Origin of the sequence: Pseudoalteromonas sp. L1, from assembly GCF_021728095.1 — a bacterium.
GTDB lineage: Bacteria > Pseudomonadota > Gammaproteobacteria > Enterobacterales > Alteromonadaceae > Pseudoalteromonas.
Map to the genome: position 1 here is coordinate 132,717 of NZ_JAKKCT010000001.1, position 20,615 is coordinate 153,331.

Here is a 20,615-nt window from a genome sequence, read left to right on the forward strand (position 1 = left end):
AATAAAATATTGATCTTAATTTAAAAGGGTTTTTATGTCTTGGTATTCAATTTTACCACCCTTGATTGCTATCTTAATTGTGTTTTGGCGCAAAGAAGTGATCATGGCGTTATTGGTCGCGGTTGCGTCGTCTGAGTTTTTACTTGCTCTGAATGGTGAAGGTAATACCTTGTTTTTCACCTTTATCAATACCATTGAGCGGGTTATTGAAGTTGCCAGTTCCCCAGGTAATAGCCGTATTCTTATTTTTAGTATTTTAATTGGTGCTTTACTTGCCTACATTCGTGAATCGGGTGGTGTGGCTGCAACGGTTAATTTATTAATGAATAAGGGCGTGGCAAAAAGTAAGCGCCAAGTGGGTTACTTAACCATGTTCTCGGGGATTGCGGTATTTATTGAATCGAACTTAAGTGTTTTAACTTCGGGTATTTTGTCTCGTGGCTTATTCGATAAATTTAAAATGAGCAGAGCGCGTCTTGCTTACATTATTGATAGTACCAGCGCACCTGTGTGTATCTTAATTTTACTCAATGGCTGGGGCGCATATGTGCTTGGTCTGCTGAGTAATTACGAAATGGAAGAGTCTGCGGTATCTGTGCTGTGGGGCAGCATTGGTTATAACTTCTACGCTATTATCGCGTTACTTATCGTGTTTTATACGATTACTTTCGACAAAGTACATGGCCCTTTAAAGCAAGCGGAAGAGAATTTTGAGCAGCAAGAAACTGAGCTTGCAGAAGAAGTAAAAGGCTCTAAAGCCCGTTACATGCTTATTCCACTTATTACCTTAATTGGTAGCATGGTTGGCTTTATGTTCTGGACTGGCGATGGCGATATTGCCAGTGGTAGTGGTTCTAAATCAGTGTTGTATGCCACTATTTTAGCTTGTGTTGTGGCGTACTTTTTAATGATTAGTTCTCGTGAATTTACTCACCATAAGCTTGTTGATATTGGCTTTAAAGGCATGGGTGAGTTACTGCCATTAGTGTCGATTGTATTGCTATCGCTCACCTTAGGTGCAAGCTTGAAAGACTTAGGTACAGGTGTATTTGTGGCTGGCCTAGTAGGTGATTTTTTACCTATTTACTTGGTTGTGCCAGTGTTATTCTTAACAGGTGCGGTAATTTCATTTACCACAGGTACTTCATGGGGCACATTCGCGATTCTGATTCCAATCGGTGTACCGCTCATTCAAGCTTTGGGTTTACCACCTTCATTAGTGATTGCGGCTATTTTAGGTGGCGGTGTGTTTGGCGATCACTGCTCGCCAATTTCAGATACCAGCGCGGTATCGGCCATTGCATCAGGGTGTGATTTATTAACTCACGTGAAAACCCAAATGCCGTATGCTTTATTCGGCGGTGCGTTAACCTTCATCGCTTATCTAGTAACGAGTATTATTGTTTTATAATTAATAGCTTGAAGTTAATCGCTGTAAGCTATACGTAAAAACCACAGACTTTCTCTGTGGTTTTTTATTGCTTGTATATTGCAAAAAACATCGCGAAATAAATTTCACGCCTACAATACTCGATAACCCGCAGGTTCAAATCTTACAGTTATATCTTAGGTACAACCTTATAAACACCCACACCATCAACGCCAAGATATAAATCACCATTAGGGTGGGTGGCAAGGCTGCGTACACGACCTACACCTTCAAATACCTTGCTGTGGCCTGTTACTTTGTCGCCATCAAGCTTTACCAAAACGAGGTGGCCAAATTTCATCGAACCCACGGCAATGTGACCTTGCCACTGTGGGTATTTATCGCTGGTGATAAATTCCATTCCAGAAGGGGCAATTGAAGGCACCCAATACCAATCAGGCTGCTCCATTCCTGCGCGGCTGGTTTCGTCGGTAATTGTTGTGCCAATGTAGTTGATCCCATAGGTGATCTCAGGCCAACCATAGTTTGCACCCGCTTTAACTATGTTAATTTCATCGCCGCCACGAGGGCCATGTTCATGGCTCCATATAACCCCCGTTTCAGGATGCATAGCCATACCTTGAGGGTTACGGTGTCCATATGAATAAATGCTTTTATGAGTCGTTTTATGGTTATAAAACGGGTTTGATTTAGGGATAGAGCCATCGCTATTGATACGGTGAATTTTACCCGCATCATAGTCTAGGCTTTGTGGGTGAACGTCTCTTTTGCCGCGGTCGCCAATAGAGAAGTACAGGTAACCGTCTTTGTCGAATTCAATACGCGAACCATAGTGTTTCGTTGTTTTAATATTTGGCTCGCCATCAAACAGCAGTTGCTGGTCAACAAGTGCCATATCTTTAAAGCGGGCGCGCATAATCGAGGTATTGTAACCCTCACCATCGCCTTCATAACCCGAGTACGAGAAGTAAATCCAACCATTGTCGGCAAAGTTCGGATCAAGCTCTATATCTAATAAGCCCCCTTGGCCTTCATCATGCACTTTAGGAGTTCCTTTAACTGTTTGCTCAACGAGTTTGCCATCACGAATTAATCTAAGCTCGCCACGCCTATCAGTGACAAGTAAGTCACGCTCGTTAAGCCAAGCCATACCCCAAGGAATTTGAATTCCTTCGCTTACTAATTCTAGTTTGTAGTTATTCGCGCTGGCATCCAGAGGAATCTTTTGCTCCGGCTGAGCACACGCTTGCAAGCTCGATAAGCTAATCGAGGCAATGATTAAACTGTTAAACAAAGACCTTTTCATAGTAACTCCATATTTTAAAACACGATGTTATTAGCCTAGCTGGTTCAGCATTAAAGTGTTATTAACATTAGAGCAATGTGCGATTATTGGTAGGAAAAGCGGGATAAAAATAAGCTGTAACTTTAGGCGTGAAATTTATTTCGCGTGAAAATGCCTATTCAATAAATAGCGTGTGCTTCTGCCTGCACCAGCTTTCACTAAACAATGCTTTTCGACTAAAGCAACTAAATGCCTTGTGGCTGTTGGTTTACTAACCTTTGCAACTTTATGGTACTGGGAGGTAGAAATACCATCTTCAAAATCACCATCAAGCATACGGTTCAGGACTTTTATTTGCTCTTTGGCTAATTTGCTTATATCAATTGAGCGCCAGTAATTAGCTTTAAAAATTGTTCTATCAATTTCCTGCTGTACGCCCTCAAAGGTTGAATTTAAGGTATTAAAAAACCACACCAACCAAGTTGTTATATCCAAACTTCCTTTTTGGGTTTGTTCAAGCGTTTCGTAGTAGCTTTTTCTATTTGCCAAAATACCGACAGACATTGCATAAAACCTGACTGATTGTTGCTCTGCTTGGGCTAAAGCTAAGTCAGTAAGTAAACGCGTTACTCGACCATTACCGTCGTCAAGTGGATGTAGGGTAACAAACCATAAATGAGTGATAGCAGCTCTTATTAGTGGATCTAAAGAGACATCTAGCTTGGATTCATTGAACCAACTAATAAACTGCGTTAGTTCTTTATCTAAAATAGCGCGACTTGGCGCTTCGAAGTGAACCGTTGGTTTGTCTATTCGCCCAGATACAACTTGCATGGGAGTGTTACCTCTTAATTGCCCGCCGATAATGTTAGTTAATAATGAATTATCTTTGGGGAACAAGCGTTTATGCCAGTGCAAAATTCTTTCTAGTGATAGGGGGGAGTCGAGGTTGCTCACCGCATCAAGCATAATTTCTGCTAAACCATCTGTTTGCTCAGTGGTAGGAAAAGGCTGTTCTTCTGATATCCCTAGTTTGTTCGCTAAGGATGAGCGTACTGAAAAGGCGTTTAGGTTTTCACCTTCAATAGCACTTGAGTGGATAATGTTCGCCAATAGGGTATCAAGGAGGTTTTCTGTTTGGTCTTGAACTTGGCTTGTCACTTTCCCAAGTAAAATACCTTGGTTAAACCGTGTGTTTCTAACGAGAGGTTCAATGAGGTTTTCATTCCAAGCAAAGTTAGGCCAGTTAGCTTGTTGCCATATCCACATACCATCACCTGATTTGAATTACGCTTAATATCAAATCATATTGTGAGTTGTTTTTTGAGTTTAATCAAATCAAAAATTGATTTGATTATGGCTTCTTCTCAATGTTGAATATCAAACACCCATGCCAAATTAATAATGCAGATTTTTTTATCGCGTACTTCGTACTAGTAGTAGCTTCAGAAACCATCGCGTGAAATAAATTTCACGCCTACGCGGGGTAAACCCGTTGCTACCTATAAGCTCGCAACTTTACTCTTTTAACTCGCTAACTTTGTTTTAAATCGGATAGCTTTTTCAAGCTTCACACTTTTTCGCTTCATAGGTTAGCTGTTTAAGCGCGATGATTTGGCCTTGCTTGTTTTGGTCTAGGGCGAGTAAGTCACCTTGGTGAATATGGGTGTCTAGGGTGCCGTGTTTTTGTAGCTCTTCAAGGAGTGATTGTTTAATTTGTACTATGACATTTTGCTCACAGTCTGCGATGTACCAGTCGTTATCAACACTGACTAGACGGCCGGTGAAGCGGGTACGGGTTTGGTGATTAGCTAATGCTTGTTGGTAGTTCGCATCTAGGTTTTGTTTTTGCTGTTTAAGATTACTCACATAGCTGCCATTGACGTCTAGTTCGTGTACCTCAAGCCATTGATAATCTGATAAATCTACAGCATAAACATCGGTTAACTCGCGGTTGTTGTATTGCAGCATGACAAAACCAAGAATCGCTAAAGCAGCAAATACTCCGGTCATTTGCAGGCCTAAAAAGCGCTGTGCTCTTGGCGTTGCCGACTGTGGCTTTTGCATGTGTGAAAGCTCGTCGCTGCTTAAGCTGTGCTCTGCCTTACGTTTTTGAAAATGTGCTTTTAAATCAGCATCGAATTGCTCGTCGTTACGCTTCATAATGGCTTCCTAGTTGTTGTTTCAGGTTTTGACGGGCATATCGCAGCCGAGTTTTAATAGTCTCTGGGTTACTTTGTGTGATAGCAACAATATCTTCGAGACTAAAGCCTTCTTGCTGTAAGGTCAGCGCTTCTCGTTGTACAAAGCTAAGTGCCATAAGTGCTTTATCAAAGGCTTCGTAGTCGTAGTGATAACTTGCATCCTGCGCTTCAGCAAATAGTTGATTGTCTTCTAATTCAACGAACTTTTGCTGCTTACGAAATTCATCAATTAACAAATTACGTGCTAACCGAAATAGCCATGCTTTTGGGTTGTTTTGAGCAGTGTAAAAGTCACGTTTATCAATGACTTTCAACCAGGTTTGCTGGCATATATCAAGGGCAAGATCTTTATCACTTTGTGTGACTAGGTAGTGATAAAGATCGTTCCCGTATTGAGCAACGAGTTGGTTAAGGTAACGGTTGTCGCCCGTTTTGGCGTACTGAGCCAAACAATCTGTGTTTGGTTTGTCAAATAACCATGTCTTGATGCTCATTAGTATAGGCAGTTATCCATCTATTTTAAAATCAAGTTGAACGCTTTGGTTTGTTTGTAATTGTGCCACACCTTCAACAACTTTAGGGCGATATTTCCAACGTTTAATCGCGCGAATTGCTTCGCGGTCAAATACCCGTTTTGGCTCAGCATCAATAATAACAGGGTCAATCACTTCGCCCGTTGGTGAAATGCTAAAGCTAATTTGCACCCAGCCTTCAATACCATCGCGGGCTGCGACCGGCGGATATTTAGGGTTTATACGCACGATAGGCGTTGCATCTCCCGTTGGTTGATTAATGGTTTTACTAAGTGTGTCGCCAATGCCATCAAAGGTCATTGTTGGTGTTGCATCGGCAATGACCATTGTATCTGGGGTTTCAGCCGCAGGGCGTGGTGGCGCTTTTGGCGGCATTTTAGCAACTGGCGGTGGCGGCAGTGTTTGTTTTACTTGTACTTTTGAGTCTTCAGGTACTTCATAAATTTCAACCGTGATATCTGGACCTAGCTCTACATCGGCTCTTTGCTCAGCAGAAATTAAGTACTGCATGAAGGCAAATGCTGCAAAGGTCATTACACCGCCGCCAATAATTGCTGCGCTTGTCTTTAAAGCGGTATTGCTGTTATTCAAGCTTGCTGAGTTTAGTGGTAAAGTATGCATAGCCGTTCCTCTTTGGATAATTGCTTTCATAGCTAAAACGGCTGGCAAATAAAAAAGGGGTGAAAATTTTTTCACTTTTTATTTCTTCACTAATTTTAGTGTGACTTTTTAGGTTGTTATGAAACTTATTCAAATAGATAAAGCCCGTTACCGTAAACATTTAAACCACGTGATTATTGCCTGCATCATAGCTTTAGCCGTTGGCAGTTTAGCCATTTCACAAGCGCTAATTGCGTTCTTCCCTGACCCAAGCGGTAGCCATTTTCATTGGAACTTGTTAGGTGTTGTTGTGTGTAGTGTGCTGGTGGGCTTTGTGCTTAATAAGTACCGCAACCATGATTATATGACTGAAATTGTTTATGTGTGGGAGCTTAAAAAAGCCCTTAATAAAATCACCCGCAAAATGCCAAAGTTAAAAGCAGCAGGGCGTGAGGGCAATGCCGATGCTTTGTTAGCCATTCATTACAGCTATGCGGGGTCGCGTTTGTTATGGCAGCTTGATGACAACACCATTACCATGGATGAGTTAGCAATTAAGCAGGCTGAGCTTGATAGTGTGGCAGATAAATACAATCTCTCGCTTGATGCAGAATGTTATGATGAGTCAATCTTAAAGCAATTTTAAGGGTGCGTAATGAAAAAGGTGTTGATTGTTTGTTTAGGTAATATTTGCCGCTCACCTACTGCTGAGGCGGTTCTTCGTAGCCGTGCAAAGGCGCTGGGTGTCAATGTTAAAGTTGACTCTGCTGGCACCATTGGTTATCACCAAGGCAACCCTCCAGATTCACGCTCAAAAGCAGCAGCCGAAAAACGTGGCTATAGTTTTAAAGGCATATATTCACGACCTGTCACTCAAGCTGATTTTCATGAATTTGATTTAATTCTTGCGGCTGATAAGCAAAACCTTGCTGATTTACAAGCCCAGTGCCCTGAGCACCTGCAATATAAGCTGTCGTTGTTTTTAAGTCATGGTGGTGCAGGGGAGAGCGAGATCCCAGATCCCTATTACGGTGGCGATCAAGGTTTTGAAAAGGTACTCGATTTAATTGAAGACGCAGCAGATAACCTGCTTAAAAAACTATGATAGGGTCGCAGTGCGACCCTGTTGTTTATTTGTTGATTTTAAAGTCTAATTGCACCTTAGAAATCGCTGCAACGGCTTGGCCGTTTTCAAATTTAGGGGCATAACGCCATTGTTCTACAGCCCTTTTGGCTTCTGTCTCAAAAGCGCCTCCGCCTTTAGATTCAATAACCGTTATTTTATCAACAAAGCCTGATGGGGTTACTTCAAATTCCATGACAACACTGCCGCTTTGGCCTCGCTGCGCTTTTATCAATGGGTATTTAGGATTGACACGATACAGGGGTTCTTGTTCTTGGCTGTCTTTCCATGGCACCATTTTGGCAATGGCAACACAATGCTTAGTGGCTTCTTCTCGTTTGCCCACTTTTTCGTAAAGATGTACAAGTTTAGAGTGAGCATCCAGCTCTGCTTTATGATCAAAACTCAGTGCTTCATCAAAAACAGTGACGACATGAGTCAAACGCTCTATCGCTTGCTCGTAGTTCTTTTTATGCTCTGCAAACGCGGCAACTAAAAAGTCAGCTTCAATACGCTCAACAGAGTTTTCAGGGATATTTTTTCTATAATATTCGTCGGCTTCCTCTAGGTAAGCTTTTGCTGTGAAGTAACGACCACCACTTGGTTTGTAAGCGAGGATACGCGCTGCTTTGAGTTTGCTATCAGCAACTAGTTTGTGATCTTTTTTTATTGTGGCGATTTCAATCGCGTCTTCAAGGTAGTCAAAAGCAAGTCTTGGCGATTTGGTTGAATGAGCTAAACCAAATAATGAGTCGTAAACCTCGTTGCTCAGCTTCCCATGATTTTTTGCTAAAATATCGTAAGCATATTTGAATAGCTCAAAGCGCTCCTGTTGCTTGTTTTCAGGTAGGGTATTGGCATAGTTGATTGCTAAATTCGCTGTATTCTCAGCATTTTCACCATATACCTTTTGACCAAGCGTATAGGCTTTTTTAGCAAGCTCAGTGGCGTCTTCATGTTTCTCTATAGCGGCTAAGTAAGCACGATAAGTGTTATTAAATTCTGAGTTTATATCTTGGCTTGCCAAAGAGGGTTGGCTTAATAGCAAGGTAGCACATAATGCGAGAGACATTTTTTTCATAATAATCCTTATTATTATTTTCCTGTGTAGGTGCGTGAATAAGATGATTGAAGTTGAGTAAATGAGAATGAATCTTATCCTCGATGATGGTAGCAAACAGCGTGAGTGTTGTCACTTGTTTAGAAACTTTCAAACTAAAAGTTGCATGCCTGTATTTCAATTTTAGCCTCAATACACAGTGCAAAGCTCGTATCTTTAAGTGCTTTGAGTGTATAATACTTGAATTGCTGGTAACTGCCTCAATATTAGTTATCACTCGTCGTATGTTGCATTCTTACAACCTTCAAGCTGTTGTAATCACATTTGCAGTATCGCATTTATTTTTTAATTTGGATTTGTCGTGGCGCAAGTAAGAGCAAGAGTCCAGCTAAATGTTGGCAAAAACAGTGATATTCCTGCAGAAATCGTATCTTTTAGTGGCTTAAATGATGGCCAAGAGCATGTTGCTTTAGTGTTTAATCAAGCCGACACCGAGCAAGACGTACCCTTAATTCGTATGCATTCAGAGTGTTTGACTGGCGATGTATTTCATTCATCACGTTGTGATTGTGGTGAGCAGTTAAATGAGTGCATTGAAATGATGCACGAGCAAGGTGGTATTTTACTGTATTTACGCCAAGAAGGCCGTGGCATTGGTTTATACAACAAGATTGATGCTTACGTATTGCAGTCGCAAGGTATGAATACGTACGAAGCGAATAACCACTTGGGTTTTGCTGATGATTTGCGTGACTTTTCAGACGCCGTATTAATGCTCGAAGCACTTAATCAAAAGCATGTTAAGTTAATGACAAATAACCCGAATAAACTTAAAGCACTGCGTGACGCTGGCATTGAGGTTGATTCAGTGGTTGGTACGCATGCGCACATTAAAGCGGGTGTAGTGGGTAACCGTGCTTACCTTGAAACGAAAATCAAACATGGCTCGCACATGCTTGATATTAAGAAAATTAAAAAGCCTGAATAAATTTCACAACAGGTGACTATAAACCCGTGGCGCACCCAGTTATACTCGGTGCGTTTTGCCGTTATTGAATGAGAAACTATGTCGATCGAAGTTCGTGTTTTTAAAGCTGATGCAGGCGTAAAATGGTTTAAAGCAGGGTGGGAAATCTTCAAGCTGCAACCCGTTACGTTTATTTTAATGCACCTGTTAATAGGTGTTATTGGCTTTTTATCGTTAGTGCTACCACTGTTACAAGTCGTCGGTGCATTTGTTGCGCCATTTTTAATGGCTGGATTTTATCAAGCAGTATTGACAAAACAGCAAGGTGGTACGGTTAGCCAAGTTGATATTTTTAAACCCTTTAGTAATAAAGGTAATCGTATTGGTTTAGTGCGTGTTGCTGTGTACCAGATGGCGGCGGGTATTTTATTAGCCCTGTTATCAAATTTCATTTTTGCCGATGCTTATGCGGTTATTTCAAGCCAAACGTTCGACCCACAAAATCAAACACATATTGCTGATTTACTGGCCACGATTTCCATGGGGCAAGTGGCGGTATTTCTATTAGCAATCTGTGTGTATATGACTGCGTTTGCTTATGCTATTCCATTGGTTTATTTTCAAAAACAAAGCAATATGTTGCAGGTTCTAAAAACCTCATTCATGGTGTTTTACCATAATATGGCGCCACTGAGTGTTTATGGCCTAATTTGCGCCGTTTTAATGGTGATCTGTATTCCTTTATCGTTTATTCCTCTATTGGTTTTAATGCCAATTTGTTACATTAGCTTCTTCGTGTCTTTTCAGGCTATTTTTATGCCGGTTGTACCAAAAGGTGATGACCAACCAAAAGCACCACAGGCGCAGTCACAATCAGGGCGCTTTGACGCGTAATGGATGATAAAGAACAAAAATTAAAGAATTACGTACTTTGGTTACTGTCTCGACAAGATTATTCGCGTCGAGACCTAACGCGAAAGTTACAGCAAAAAGAGGCAACGCCCGAGTTTACAGAGCGTTTGTTAGATTGGTGTGAATCACACAACTTTATTAACGAACAGCGCTACTGCGAAGGGTTTGTACGCCGCCATTTAGCTAAGTATCATGGTGCGAAACGCATTCAGAGCGAAGCAATGGCAAAAGGGATAGACCGAGCACTATTAGATAAGACGCTCGAGGAGTTCGAAATCGATTGGTTTGAACTCGCACAGGACGCATATTTAAAGAAGTTTTCAAATTCAGGTAAAGAACTCGACCAGAAAGAAAGAGCGAAACGTGTACGCTACTTGATGTATCGAGGCTTTAATTACGAACAAATTGATTTTGCAATGCAAGCACAGCAATAAACGGGTGAGATTTTCACATGCAGCATATGACTACCGCACAGATCAGGCAACAGTTCTTAGACTTTTTTGCCTCTAAACAACACCAAATTGTTCCTTCAAGCTCGCTGATCCCGGGTAACGATGCCACGTTATTATTCAATAACGCCGGTATGGTGCAATTTAAAGATGTATTTTTAGGTGCGGAAAGCCGCCCTTATTCGCGTGCAACCAGCTCACAACGTTGTGTGCGTGCAGGTGGTAAACATAACGACCTTGAAAACGTAGGTTACACAGCACGTCACCATACATTCTTCGAAATGTTAGGTAACTTTAGCTTTGGCGATTACTTCAAGCAAGACGCAATCAAGTTTGCGTGGCAGTTTTTAACTGAAGTAGTAAAACTACCGCAAGAAAAGCTACTCGTTACCATTTATCACGATGATGAAGAAGCGTTTAACATCTGGCATAAAGAAGTAGGCCTAAGTGAAGATCGCATTATTCGCATTGCAACCAGCGATAACTTCTGGTCAATGGGTGATACAGGTCCGTGTGGTCCATGTTCTGAAATCTTTTACGATCACGGTGAAGAAATTTGGGGTGGCCCTCCAGGTTCACCTGAAGAAGACGGTGACCGTTTCATCGAGATCTGGAACCTAGTATTTATGCAGTATAACCGCCATGCCGACGGTACAATGGAGCCGCTTCCTAAGCAATCTGTTGATACCGGTATGGGTCTTGAGCGTATCTCTGCAATTTTACAAGGCGTTCACTCAAACTACGAAATCGATTTATTCCAAGCGCTTATTGCTGCGGCAGCAAAAGTAACCAACGCACAAGATTTAGATGATAAATCGTTACGCGTTGTGGCTGACCACATTCGTTCGTGTGCGTTCTTAGTATCTGACGGTGTTATGCCATCAAACGAAGGCCGTGGTTATGTACTACGTCGTATTATTCGTCGTGCAGTTCGTCATGGTAACAAGCTAGGCGCGAAAGGTGCATTCTTCTACAAGCTAGTTGCTGCGCTCATTGAGCAAATGGGTCAAGCGTACCCAGAGCTTGCTAAGCAACAAGAAATTATCGAAAAAGTATTGCGTATCGAAGAAGAGCAGTTTGGTAAAACACTTGAGCGCGGTCTGGCTATTTTAGAAGAAAGCCTAGCTGACATCGAAGGCGATGTGATCCCAGGTGACTTAGTGTTCAAACTTTACGACACTTACGGTTTCCCAGCTGACTTAACGGCAGACGTGGCGCGTGAGCGTTTCATGACGATTGATGAGCACGGCTTCCAAGAGTGTATGGCTGTTCAGCGCAAGCAAGCACAGCAAGCAGGTAAGTTTGGTGCAGATTACAACCAACAACTTAAGTCTGAAAAACACACGGACTTTAAAGGTTACGATGCAGAGCATTACACAGGTACTGTGGTCGAACTTTTCTCTGAAGGTCAATCGGTTTCTGTACTTGAAGATGGTCAAGAAGGTATCGCAATCTTAGACCGCACACCGTTTTATGCTGAATCAGGTGGTCAAGTTGGTGACACGGGTGTGTTAAAAGTTGCTGGTGGTGAGTTTGTAGTGACTAACACCACGAAACTTGGTAATGCATTTGCACACCATGGTCGTGTTCAAGGTCGCATTGGTACAAACGACAAAGCAGAGGCAACGATTGATGCAGCACGTCGTGATAGCATCAAGAAGAACCACACTGCAACGCATATCTTGCATGAAACATTACGCCAAATTTTAGGTGAGCACGTAAGTCAAAAAGGCTCACTTGTTGACCCTGAACGTTTACGTTTTGACTTCTCACACTTTGAAGCGGTAACAAAAGACGAATTACGTCAAATCGAGCGTGCGGTAAACGATGAAATCCGTCGTAACTTTGCGCTTGAAACTGAGCTAATGGCTATCGAAGATGCAAAAGCAAAAGGTGCGATGGCATTATTCGGTGAAAAATACGACGACGAAGTTCGCGTAGTAACCATTGGTGATTACTCAATCGAGCTATGTGGTGGTACTCACGTTAAGCGTGCAGGTGACATCGGTTTATTTAAAATCGTATCAGAAAGCGGTATTGCTGCTGGTATCCGCCGTATTGAAGCGGTAACGGGTGCTGAAGCAGTTGCTTATGTAAGTGAGCAAGAGCAACAGTTAAATGATGTTGCAGCGCTAGTTAAAGGTGATAGCAGCACAGTACTTGAAAAAGTAACTGCATTACTTGAGAAATCAAAAGGCCTTGAGAAGCAAATTGCACAGCTTAATGATAAGCTTGCAAGTGCAGCAGGTGCATCGTTACTTGACTCTGTTGTTGAAGTGAATGGTATTAAGCTACTGGTTGCTGATGTTGCAGGTACTGAGTCTAAAGCACTACGTGGCATGGTTGATGACCTGAAAACGAAGATTGGTTCAGGTGTTATTGCCCTTGGCGTAGCCAATGGCGACAAAGTAAGCCTGATTGCAGGTGTAACTAAAGACCTAACAGGTAAAGTGAAGGCCGGTGAACTTGTAAATCATATGGCTGCACAAGTAGGCGGTAAGGGCGGTGGTCGTCCTGATATGGCACAAGCAGGTGGTACTCAGCCAGAGAATCTTGCTACTGCCTTAGAAAGTGTAACTGGTTGGTTATCTGAGCGTTCTTAACTACTAGTGGCACTTATCGTCCAAAAATTCGGTGGCACCTCAGTTGGCTCAATAGAGCGAATTGAGGCCGTCGCCGACCTTGTTGTAAAAACCAAGCAACAAGGCCATCAAGTTGTGGTGGTGCTCTCGGCTATGTCGGGAGAAACTAACCGTCTAATTGAACTCGCTAAACAAATCGATTCTCGTCCCAGTGCTCGTGAGCTTGATGTATTGCTAACCACCGGTGAGCAAGTGTCAGTCTCTTTGCTCGCAATGGCGATTATTAAACGGGGCCATTCTGCGGTAAGCTTACTTGCCGATCAGGTCAACATTCGCACCGACAATATGTTTGGCAAAGCGCGTATTGAAGAGATTGCAGCGACTCGCCTTAAGCATGAACTTGAACATAACCGGATTGCCATTATTGCGGGCTTTCAGGGCCGTGATATTGAAGGTAATGTCACAACCCTTGGTCGTGGCGGGACAGATACTTCTGCGGTTGAGATTGCAGGTGCTATCAATGCCGACGAATGCCAAATTTACACTGATGTAGATGGTGTATACACGACCGACCCGCGTATTGAACCAAATGCGCGACGTATGAGTCATGTTACGTTTGAAGAGATGCTCGAAATGGCAAGCTTGGGCGCAAAAGTTTTACATATACGCAGTGTTGAAGCGGCAGGAAAATACAATATACCGCTTAGGGTATTATCGAGTTTTAACCCGGATCAAGGGACCTTGATCAGTTTTGAGGAGCCGGATGTGCAAACCAATATTGTGTCGGGTATTGCTTTTAATCGAGATGAAAGCCTAATTTATGTCAATGGTGTGCAGCAAGGGGTAGAAAACCTTGCAAAAATTTTGCAACTTTTTGCAGAATTCGGTATCGAAATAGATATGATTAATCAAGTTAATCATAACTTTGAAAAAATAGACTATGCTTTTACTGTGCACACAAATGATTTTGAACAAGCACTTGAAATCCTAACTTTAAACCAAAGTAATATAAAAGCGGAGTCTGTTAAAGGAGTAAGCAATGTTGCCAAGGTGTCAGCTGTAGGTGTAGGGATGAAATCGCACTCAGGTGTAGCAAGTTTATTTTTTAATGCCCTTGCAGAGGAAAACATCAAAGTAGTGCTTGTGTCGACATCAGAAATAAAGATTTCAGTTTTAATTGACGAAAAATATTTAGAGCTGGCTGTACGTGCACTTCATAAAGTTTTTTTAACTGAAAATGAATAAGATTTAGAGTTTTTACTTACTTTTAAGTCAAGTTTTCATTAAAATGTTTTTGACGCGGAATCTTTTAATTTTTTGGAACATGGGAGCAAGAGAATGCTAATACTAACTCGAAGAGTAGGTGAGACCCTGATGATCGGTGACGAAGTAACTGTTACTGTTCTTGGTGTTAAAGGAAATCAAGTTCGCATTGGTGTAAATGCACCAAAAGATGTATCAGTACATCGTGAAGAAATCTATATGCGAATCCAAGCAGAGAAATCTAACCCAAATCCGGGCAATGTTTAATCAGCGAAAAATTCTTAAGAGCCACTCATTGAGTGGCTCTTTTATTTAACTCAACAATTATTTCATCGCTAAGTGCTTGTTTAGAGATGTATTGCATACCGCGCTGTGCTTTTAATATATAACCTCGTTCAGTCTCAATAATCTCGCTTATCTGCTGCCAGCTAAATTGGTAACTCTTATATGGGTTTTCAGCCTTAATCCCTTCATCGTTAAAGAAAATGGTCACCTCGCTACCTGATGCACGGCTCATCATTTGTCTTGCTACCCACCACGGACGTTTGTAATAAAACGAAAGGCACTCAACGACAGCAAGCATAATCATAAAGCTGCCTAAGTAATGATTATCTAATTGATAAAAAGCTAATAAGCCCAGAGTTATTAATAATGCCAGCAGCGGGTATTTAGGTTTGGCTTGTGATGAGTAGGGAAGTGACTCATCAAAGCATTCGTAGTAATACGGTTTATCTAGTGTGTAAGTTGTACTTAATGTCATTCGGGGGCCTACTTAATTTACTGGCTGCAGTTTAGCACTGATAGAAAAAATCTGCCGCAGTTGGTTTTCATTTTGTTGTCATTATGAGAACTTACTATGATTGTATTTTTAGGTGTAAATAGCATGTTTATTAGTTCAGCCTCATTCGCTCTTGCAATGGCTAGTAATACCTTTTTGGTTATGGGTGATATGCCATACACACCTATGGATGAAATTAATCTCGCTCAGCCGAATGGTAAGCTCGCACGTGCAGTCGCATCCACGCCTCATAGCTTTTTGATGCATTTAGGTGATATGAAATCAGGGTCTTTACCTTGCACAAACAAATTACTTCAGGCCAATAAGCAGCTTTTAACTGCAATTACCGATAAACCTTTTATCTATACGTTGGGTGATAATGAATGGACTGATTGCGATCGTGATAGCTTAAGCCCTCAGTTTGATGAGCTTGAGCGATTAGAATATGTAAAAGGTTTAATGTATGACGATGATTACTATAAAAAAGCAAACTTATTACAAGGTTTTACTCATCAGCTCGACATGAGCGAGAACGTGCGTTGGCAATTTAATAATATTGAGTTTATGACTCTGCATATAGCGGGCACGTATAATGGGCGCGCGCAAATACTGAAAAGTAATAAAAATGACGCTTTGGATGCAGCAGATAAACGCGACAGGTTAAACTTAGAGTGGTTGCAGCGGGGCTTAAATAACCAAAGCGCTAACGCGTATGTCATTGGCTTTCAAGCTGATATTTACAATGCAACGAATAAATCAGCATGCACTGCGACACTGCGCTCAAACTGTGATGCTTTTAAAGTCTACCGCGATGCTTTTTCCCAATTTGCTAAATTTGCAAAAAAGCCTGTGCTCATTATGCATGGAGATACAGGGCCATTTTGTTATCAACAGCTTACAGAAAATTTAACGCGATTAAATGTGCCTGGTGATTATGTGGTTAGTGACATCGCAAGTGTGAAACTAGAAGATGGGGATTGGCAAATAACCAGTGTTGCAACGGGTAAAGCGTTAACAGCGACATGTAAATAAAATAGAGCGGCCGTTAGGCCGCTCTTAGAAGGTTAAAATTTGAGTTTAATTCCCATTTTAAATTGACGACCAAGTACGTCATAGTTACTTGGGAATGTGTTACCAGAGTTTGAACTAGTATCACCTGCTTCATTACCAACCACAGGTGGCTCTTTTTCAAACATGTTATCAATACCGAATGTAACATTCATGTAGTCAGTAACATGGTAGCTGGCGAATAAGTCAAAATAATCATAGCTTTCGATGCTTCTGAATTCTTCAAAAACATTTGGCGCTTCGATTGGCTCGATATCTACACCATCAATGTGACGCCATTGTAGTGACACGGTTAGATCTTCCCAAATCCAGCTAGTACGTTGTACCCAGCGTAATTCAGAGACAGGGTCGCAACTTGTGCTGTAAAAACCTTTACAGTCAATAATGCGTGCAGTATCAGAGCTTTGCGACTCTTGGGTTAGGTATTTATTGATATTACCTGAGAATTGTAACTCTCCCATGTCATCAAGCAAGATACCAAAATTGAAACCAAGTTCGATACCTTCGGCACGTTGATTTTTTAAGTTGGTAGTAAATTGCTCAATACCCGCACCCGCGATAGTTAAGTCACCACCGATACGATTAATCTTCGCACACTCGTTTGCATCACCTAGTACGTAACAGGCATCAAGAATTTCTTGAGCTGAGAACTCACCAATGATGTCATCGATATCAATATCATAGTAGTCAAGCGTAATTGTGAAGTTTTCAACAGCACTGAATTCAGGCGTCCAAACAATACCTGCAGTGAATGTTTCTGCTTCTTCAGCACCTGGTGGGTTAGCAGGATCACTACCACTAATGACTTGTACTTGACCAGAGATTACATCTTGTACGTTACCAACTTGAGCATCAGTCATGCCTGTTGAGATACAAAGCTGTCTAAGTGCGTCATCAATGTTAGCTGCGTTAGCAACTGAACATGGATCTTGTAGCGCGTTGTCTAAGCCTGTTACAACAGGTGAAGCAATTTCGCCTACGTTAGGTGCTCGCGTTGCTTGTTGTTGCATAACACGAATAAGTACATCGCTAACAGGACGCCAGTTGAAGCCAAGTTTCCACGTTTCGTTGCTACCTACTGTATCGTAGTCAGCCCAGCGGAAACCAAACTCTACATCAAGAGTTTCAGCACCCGGCAAGCCGTCTAACACAGGTAAGTAACCTTCTAAGAAGAACTCATCGACTTTAAAGCCACCTGTAATAGGCAGTTGGTTACCACCTGCACCACCTTGACAACTAGCAGGGGCAAGTTTTAAACATTCATCAGGCTCAAATAAGCCTTTTTCGCGACGATTTTCATAACCAAAACTCATCGAAAGTGGTGCACCAGCACCTGGGATTTCGATAAACTCGATTGCACCATTAACGGTTGCAGTGAAAATTTCTTGGCTGTACTTTTGTTGTTGAAGGGCAATTGCTTGCGCATAGCCTGCCATTTCATCCGTGATGGTACCAAAGCCACCAAATAGATTAATTGGCACACAGCTTGAGTCACCATTTTTACAGGTTACACCATCGGTTGTATCTAATGCATTTTGAATATTGGTTAAGTTTGTATAACCACCACGTACAGTTGTACGGTTAGATTCACCATATTGATAGCTGACATCATATTCCCAGTCATCTAGGAAGAAACCTGTTACACCAGTCACGATTTGGAACTGAGTACTGTCAAATCGTTCTGTACGAGCACCTAACTCTAATGTTCTACGACGTAACTGCACTTTTAGATAGTCTTCACTATCAACAATGCCGTTACCGTTAACATCTTGCCAGTTACTGTCATTTAAGCTACCAGCCGCCAAAGCAGCAGAAGCGCCATCAATCATAAATTGTCGAGCTTGATCGCCAATTAACGGGTTCGCTAAAGGTAAATCAAAACTTGAACCAAACGTACCAGATGGTGCTACTTGCGTATCAACACTGGTGTTAGTGTAGTTAAAGCTTGAATAAACTTTATGCTCATCAGTGAGGTTATATTTAGCGATTGCGGTTGCTGAATAACGCTCTGAAGGTGTTTGATAGAAGTTATATGGATTGAAGTTAAATACACTACATGTATCTGGTTGCAATGTACCATCGTTTCTAAATTGCCCTGAGCCAGTTGTGCCTGCACCAACAATTGCAAATCGTGTTGGGAATGCAGTTGTTGAGCCGCCACTTTCAACCGAGTTAGGACCACTACAATCTGCTGGCGCAGGGATTGGTGGCTCACCGTTTAAAAATTGCTCATAGTTAGCACCGGTAGCCGTTTCAATACCAAGTAAACCTAAAGGACGATCACCTAGTAGTACTTGATCACGCTGGCTCCAGCCAAGAGATAGTACAACGTTACCTTTATCGTCTTCTAGGTTAGAACCTATTGTTAAGGCTATACTGTTTTTGTCACCATCATTGTCACCGGTTTGAGAGTGTTTAAGATCTAAATCAACACCTTGAAAGTCTTCTTTTAATACAACATTCACCGCACCTGCAATCGCATCAGAACCATATACAGCTGACGCACCACCAGTGATAATATCAATTCGTTCAATCAGTGCAGTTGGAATTGTTGAACTGTCAACTGAGCCATTGTAGTTGTATGGGATCATCCGACGTCCATTCATTAGAACAAGTGAACGTTGCGATCCTAAACCTCTTAAGTTAATAGTGGCTGCACCGCCAGAGCCATTATTTACGTTACTACCATCGCCAGGTATTGTTGAAGGTAAAGTTCTTAGTATTTGTTCTACTTCAGGCTCTTGTTGGTAACCTAATTCTTTTTCTCCGATTGATACAATTGGACTTGCAGAAACAGCGCCCGGTTGTCTAATACGACTACCTGTGATTGAAATTACTTCGAGATCTTTTTTTGCGTCGCTTGTCTCTTCTGCTGCACTCATTGGTGCGTATATAAGAGCTGTAGAAACAACCCCTGTACTAATCGCCAGCTTTACAGCATTTGATAGTTTGTTTTTTAACATTGTTATCTCCCAATATTTAATTATAGTTGGCTAGAAAACAATGGATTACTACTCGATATCCATTCTTAGCATGTTTAGATTAGTACACAACCTAGGTAAATGTGTAGTTTTTGATAAGAAAATGTATAAATATTGAAATTTTAATGTTTTATGCTGAGTTGGAGAGAATGGAAATCATAAAAAAAGCGGCTTTGAGGCCGCTTTTCTGGTTGGTATTTTGTATAGAAGGATTAGCAGTTAGTTTCTTTTGCGTTTACACCTTCTTTAACATCTTCACATGCATCTTCTACAGCATTTTGTGTATCAGTAATTGCTTCGTCAATGCGCTCACCTGCATCTTCAGCTGTGTTATCTTCACAACCCATAATGAATAGACCTGAAAATAGGGCGATAGTAGCGGCTTTTAAAGTTGAATTTTTCATAATCAAATTCCTTGTAATATTTAAAAATGTAGTTTCTAAGTGTCTGTTATTACTGTGTTACTTGGGTACGTTGCCTCTAAGTGCACCTGATACCAGTGAAATAACAAGTAAAACTAGAAATATAAAAAAGATAATTTTAGCGATACCTGCTGCGGCTCCTGCGATACCGCCAAAACCTAACACTGCAGCGATTAACGCAATAACTAGAAAAGTAATTGTCCAGCGTAACATAGTGATTCTCCTTGGCTAATAATATTTCGTTTCGGTTGAAATAGTTGAAGCCAGTTCTATGCCATTGTTAAATGTTGTTTATTTTCAATTGGTTGTGGTTTTTCTAGGGGTTTTTAAATTTTCTTATTTGGTAACTTTTACGAATTAGCATGTAACTTATTCATAGTGATTATTTTTCAACTTAAATGAGTAAAATCGCATCTTTTACTATCCTTATTTTGGTAAGACCAATTTATCTTTGTGGTGTTTTTATATTCTCAAGGGCCTGTGTTGGCGAGGGTTTTGAGTATGCTATGTAAAAACAGGCAATGTCACCTTTATAATTTATGACTATATCGACTATTTTTATCATCTATATAGGGCTATTAATACGCTTATTTCACGGTTGTTAATTTTATGTTTTACGTGTTATTTTGAGTTAAATTGGTTTTACCAATTTACAAGGTGGTATACAAATCAAGAGTGTTTGTTATCATTATTGAATAATTATTTAACTATATCGACTTTTTATTTGTAACAGTGTGAGGGGCAGTATGGACATAAGTGGGTTACTCTCAACCGCGGCCAGCTTGATGATTACGGGCATGATTGGTGTATTTATATTTTTAACTATTTTGATTTCAGCCGTGACCTTAATGTCTAGGTTGATGAATCGTTTTGATGAACCAGTCGATGAGCCTGTACGAGCTGCAAAAATACAATCACAGCAGGGTGTGCCGCAAGCTCACATTGCAGCTATTAGCGCTGCAATCGCTCAATTCAGAAATAAACAAAAATAATGGGGC

Annotated in this window: 21 protein-coding genes; 11 read left to right on the forward strand and 10 right to left on the reverse strand. The window is 41.2% G+C overall.

Features of this window, described 5'->3' with window-relative positions; translation table 11 throughout:
- Nucleotides 1–34 precede the first annotated feature (34 nt).
- The gene (locus L3V38_RS00585; protein ID WP_062569592.1) at nt 35–1,411 is read left to right on the forward strand and encodes a Na+/H+ antiporter NhaC family protein; all 1,377 of its coding nucleotides are present in this window, start codon (nt 35–37) and stop codon (nt 1,409–1,411) included.
- 148 nt (nt 1,412–1,559) lie between these two features.
- On the opposite strand, the gene L3V38_RS00590 is transcribed toward L3V38_RS00585, so the two are convergent.
- The 5 genes from L3V38_RS00590 to L3V38_RS00610 all read right to left on the reverse strand — a co-directional run bounded on the left by L3V38_RS00590 (nt 1,560) and on the right by L3V38_RS00610 (nt 6,033).
- Nucleotides 1,560–2,696: a PQQ-dependent sugar dehydrogenase gene (locus L3V38_RS00590; protein WP_237118059.1), complete on the reverse strand. Its 1,137-nt coding sequence runs from the start codon at nt 2,694–2,696 to the stop codon at nt 1,560–1,562.
- A 135-nt stretch (nt 2,697–2,831) separates the two neighbouring features.
- Nucleotides 2,832–3,944, reverse strand: a complete 1,113-nt coding sequence (locus tag L3V38_RS00595) for a Fic family protein (RefSeq protein WP_237118060.1) — start codon at nt 3,942–3,944, stop codon at nt 2,832–2,834.
- A gap of 294 nt (nt 3,945–4,238) precedes the next feature.
- Entirely contained in the window at nt 4,239–4,838 is a 600-nt protein-coding gene (locus L3V38_RS00600) for a hypothetical protein (RefSeq protein WP_237118061.1), read from the reverse strand.
- Entirely contained in the window at nt 4,828–5,373 is a 546-nt protein-coding gene (locus L3V38_RS00605) for a sigma-70 family RNA polymerase sigma factor (protein ID WP_237118062.1), read from the reverse strand. The genes L3V38_RS00600 and L3V38_RS00605 overlap by 11 nt, the downstream gene beginning before the upstream one ends.
- 12 nt (nt 5,374–5,385) lie before the next feature.
- Nucleotides 5,386–6,033 (reverse strand): energy transducer TonB, encoded by a 648-nt coding sequence (locus tag L3V38_RS00610; RefSeq protein WP_237118063.1) that lies wholly within the window; start codon nt 6,031–6,033, stop codon nt 5,386–5,388.
- A gap of 118 nt (nt 6,034–6,151) precedes the next feature.
- Between L3V38_RS00610 and L3V38_RS00615 the strand changes: the two genes are divergently transcribed.
- Both L3V38_RS00615 and L3V38_RS00620 read left to right on the forward strand, forming a co-directional pair.
- Nucleotides 6,152–6,658 carry a DUF3087 domain-containing protein gene (locus tag L3V38_RS00615; protein ID WP_130150371.1) on the forward strand — a complete coding sequence of 169 codons (507 nt, stop codon included), beginning with the start codon at nt 6,152–6,154 and terminating at the stop codon, nt 6,656–6,658.
- Between the two features lie 9 nt (nt 6,659–6,667).
- Nucleotides 6,668–7,117 carry a low molecular weight protein-tyrosine-phosphatase gene (locus tag L3V38_RS00620; RefSeq protein ID WP_237118064.1) on the forward strand — a complete coding sequence of 150 codons (450 nt, stop codon included), beginning with the start codon at nt 6,668–6,670 and terminating at the stop codon, nt 7,115–7,117.
- A gap of 25 nt (nt 7,118–7,142) precedes the next feature.
- On the opposite strand, the gene L3V38_RS00625 is transcribed toward L3V38_RS00620, so the two are convergent.
- Nucleotides 7,143–8,216, reverse strand: coding sequence for an energy transducer TonB (locus tag L3V38_RS00625; protein WP_237118065.1), 1,074 nt, complete (start codon nt 8,214–8,216; stop codon nt 7,143–7,145).
- Nucleotides 8,217–8,556: 340 nt separating this feature from the next.
- Here L3V38_RS00625 and ribA point away from each other — a divergent pair, with 340 nt between their 5' ends.
- From ribA to csrA, 6 genes are all read left to right on the forward strand, one after another.
- Complete coding sequence (ribA, locus tag L3V38_RS00630) at nt 8,557–9,183, forward strand: GTP cyclohydrolase II (RefSeq protein ID WP_062569603.1); 627 nt, start codon at nt 8,557–8,559, stop codon at nt 9,181–9,183.
- Nucleotides 9,184–9,261: 78 nt separating this feature from the next.
- Nucleotides 9,262–10,056: a BPSS1780 family membrane protein gene (locus tag L3V38_RS00635; RefSeq protein WP_237118066.1), complete on the forward strand. Its 795-nt coding sequence runs from the start codon at nt 9,262–9,264 to the stop codon at nt 10,054–10,056.
- Nucleotides 10,056–10,508, forward strand: coding sequence for a regulatory protein RecX (locus L3V38_RS00640; protein WP_062569605.1), 453 nt, complete (start codon nt 10,056–10,058; stop codon nt 10,506–10,508). The genes L3V38_RS00635 and L3V38_RS00640 overlap by 1 nt, the downstream gene beginning before the upstream one ends.
- A gap of 17 nt (nt 10,509–10,525) precedes the next feature.
- On the forward strand, nt 10,526–13,126 hold the full coding sequence (gene alaS, locus L3V38_RS00645; RefSeq protein ID WP_237118067.1) for an alanine--tRNA ligase: 2,601 nt from the start codon (nt 10,526–10,528) through the stop codon (nt 13,124–13,126).
- Nucleotides 13,127–13,132: 6 nt separating this feature from the next.
- Nucleotides 13,133–14,350: an aspartate kinase gene (locus L3V38_RS00650; RefSeq protein WP_130150377.1), complete on the forward strand. Its 1,218-nt coding sequence runs from the start codon at nt 13,133–13,135 to the stop codon at nt 14,348–14,350.
- A 93-nt stretch (nt 14,351–14,443) separates the two neighbouring features.
- Nucleotides 14,444–14,635 (forward strand): carbon storage regulator CsrA, encoded by a 192-nt coding sequence (csrA, locus tag L3V38_RS00655; protein WP_036970495.1) that lies wholly within the window; start codon nt 14,444–14,446, stop codon nt 14,633–14,635.
- Between the two features lie 25 nt (nt 14,636–14,660).
- Here csrA and L3V38_RS00660 read toward each other — a convergent pair whose 3' ends face one another.
- A complete protein-coding gene (locus L3V38_RS00660; RefSeq protein WP_237118068.1) occupies nt 14,661–15,128 on the reverse strand; it encodes a YcxB family protein in 468 nt (155 codons plus the stop codon).
- Between the two features lie 123 nt (nt 15,129–15,251).
- Here L3V38_RS00660 and L3V38_RS00665 point away from each other — a divergent pair, with 123 nt between their 5' ends.
- Nucleotides 15,252–16,178 (forward strand): hypothetical protein, encoded by a 927-nt coding sequence (locus L3V38_RS00665; RefSeq protein ID WP_237118069.1) that lies wholly within the window; start codon nt 15,252–15,254, stop codon nt 16,176–16,178.
- 32 nt (nt 16,179–16,210) lie between these two features.
- On the opposite strand, the gene L3V38_RS00670 is transcribed toward L3V38_RS00665, so the two are convergent.
- From L3V38_RS00670 to L3V38_RS00680, 3 genes are all read right to left on the reverse strand, one after another.
- Nucleotides 16,211–19,177: a TonB-dependent receptor gene (locus L3V38_RS00670; protein WP_130150380.1), complete on the reverse strand. Its 2,967-nt coding sequence runs from the start codon at nt 19,175–19,177 to the stop codon at nt 16,211–16,213.
- A 230-nt stretch (nt 19,178–19,407) separates the two neighbouring features.
- Complete coding sequence (locus L3V38_RS00675; protein WP_130150381.1) at nt 19,408–19,599, reverse strand: hypothetical protein; 192 nt, start codon at nt 19,597–19,599, stop codon at nt 19,408–19,410.
- A gap of 57 nt (nt 19,600–19,656) precedes the next feature.
- Entirely contained in the window at nt 19,657–19,830 is a 174-nt protein-coding gene (locus L3V38_RS00680) for a DUF1328 family protein (RefSeq protein ID WP_064485886.1), read from the reverse strand.
- A gap of 533 nt (nt 19,831–20,363) precedes the next feature.
- Here L3V38_RS00680 and L3V38_RS00685 point away from each other — a divergent pair.
- Nucleotides 20,364–20,609, forward strand: a complete 246-nt coding sequence (locus tag L3V38_RS00685) for an OadG family transporter subunit (RefSeq protein ID WP_130150382.1) — start codon at nt 20,364–20,366, stop codon at nt 20,607–20,609.
- Nucleotides 20,610–20,615: the final 6 nt, after the last annotated feature.

Coding starts and splice junctions, on each gene's coding strand:
- L3V38_RS00585 (WP_062569592.1), top strand. CDS start 35: ATGTCTTGGTATTCAATTTTACCACCCTTGATTGCTATCTTAATTGTG.
- L3V38_RS00590 (WP_237118059.1), bottom strand. CDS start 2,696: ATGAAAAGGTCTTTGTTTAACAGTTTAATCATTGCCTCGATTAGCTTA.
- L3V38_RS00595 (WP_237118060.1), bottom strand. CDS start 3,944: ATGTGGATATGGCAACAAGCTAACTGGCCTAACTTTGCTTGGAATGAA.
- L3V38_RS00600 (WP_237118061.1), bottom strand. CDS start 4,838: ATGAAGCGTAACGACGAGCAATTCGATGCTGATTTAAAAGCACATTTT.
- L3V38_RS00605 (WP_237118062.1), bottom strand. CDS start 5,373: ATGAGCATCAAGACATGGTTATTTGACAAACCAAACACAGATTGTTTG.
- L3V38_RS00610 (WP_237118063.1), bottom strand. CDS start 6,033: ATGCATACTTTACCACTAAACTCAGCAAGCTTGAATAACAGCAATACC.
- L3V38_RS00615 (WP_130150371.1), top strand. CDS start 6,152: ATGAAACTTATTCAAATAGATAAAGCCCGTTACCGTAAACATTTAAAC.
- L3V38_RS00620 (WP_237118064.1), top strand. CDS start 6,668: ATGAAAAAGGTGTTGATTGTTTGTTTAGGTAATATTTGCCGCTCACCT.
- L3V38_RS00625 (WP_237118065.1), bottom strand. CDS start 8,216: ATGAAAAAAATGTCTCTCGCATTATGTGCTACCTTGCTATTAAGCCAA.
- L3V38_RS00635 (WP_237118066.1), top strand. CDS start 9,262: ATGTCGATCGAAGTTCGTGTTTTTAAAGCTGATGCAGGCGTAAAATGG.
- L3V38_RS00640 (WP_062569605.1), top strand. CDS start 10,056: ATGGATGATAAAGAACAAAAATTAAAGAATTACGTACTTTGGTTACTG.
- alaS (WP_237118067.1), top strand. CDS start 10,526: ATGCAGCATATGACTACCGCACAGATCAGGCAACAGTTCTTAGACTTT.
- csrA (WP_036970495.1), top strand. CDS start 14,444: ATGCTAATACTAACTCGAAGAGTAGGTGAGACCCTGATGATCGGTGAC.
- L3V38_RS00660 (WP_237118068.1), bottom strand. CDS start 15,128: ATGACATTAAGTACAACTTACACACTAGATAAACCGTATTACTACGAA.
- L3V38_RS00665 (WP_237118069.1), top strand. CDS start 15,252: ATGTTTATTAGTTCAGCCTCATTCGCTCTTGCAATGGCTAGTAATACC.
- L3V38_RS00670 (WP_130150380.1), bottom strand. CDS start 19,177: ATGTTAAAAAACAAACTATCAAATGCTGTAAAGCTGGCGATTAGTACA.
- L3V38_RS00675 (WP_130150381.1), bottom strand. CDS start 19,599: ATGAAAAATTCAACTTTAAAAGCCGCTACTATCGCCCTATTTTCAGGT.
- L3V38_RS00680 (WP_064485886.1), bottom strand. CDS start 19,830: ATGTTACGCTGGACAATTACTTTTCTAGTTATTGCGTTAATCGCTGCA.
- L3V38_RS00685 (WP_130150382.1), top strand. CDS start 20,364: ATGGACATAAGTGGGTTACTCTCAACCGCGGCCAGCTTGATGATTACG.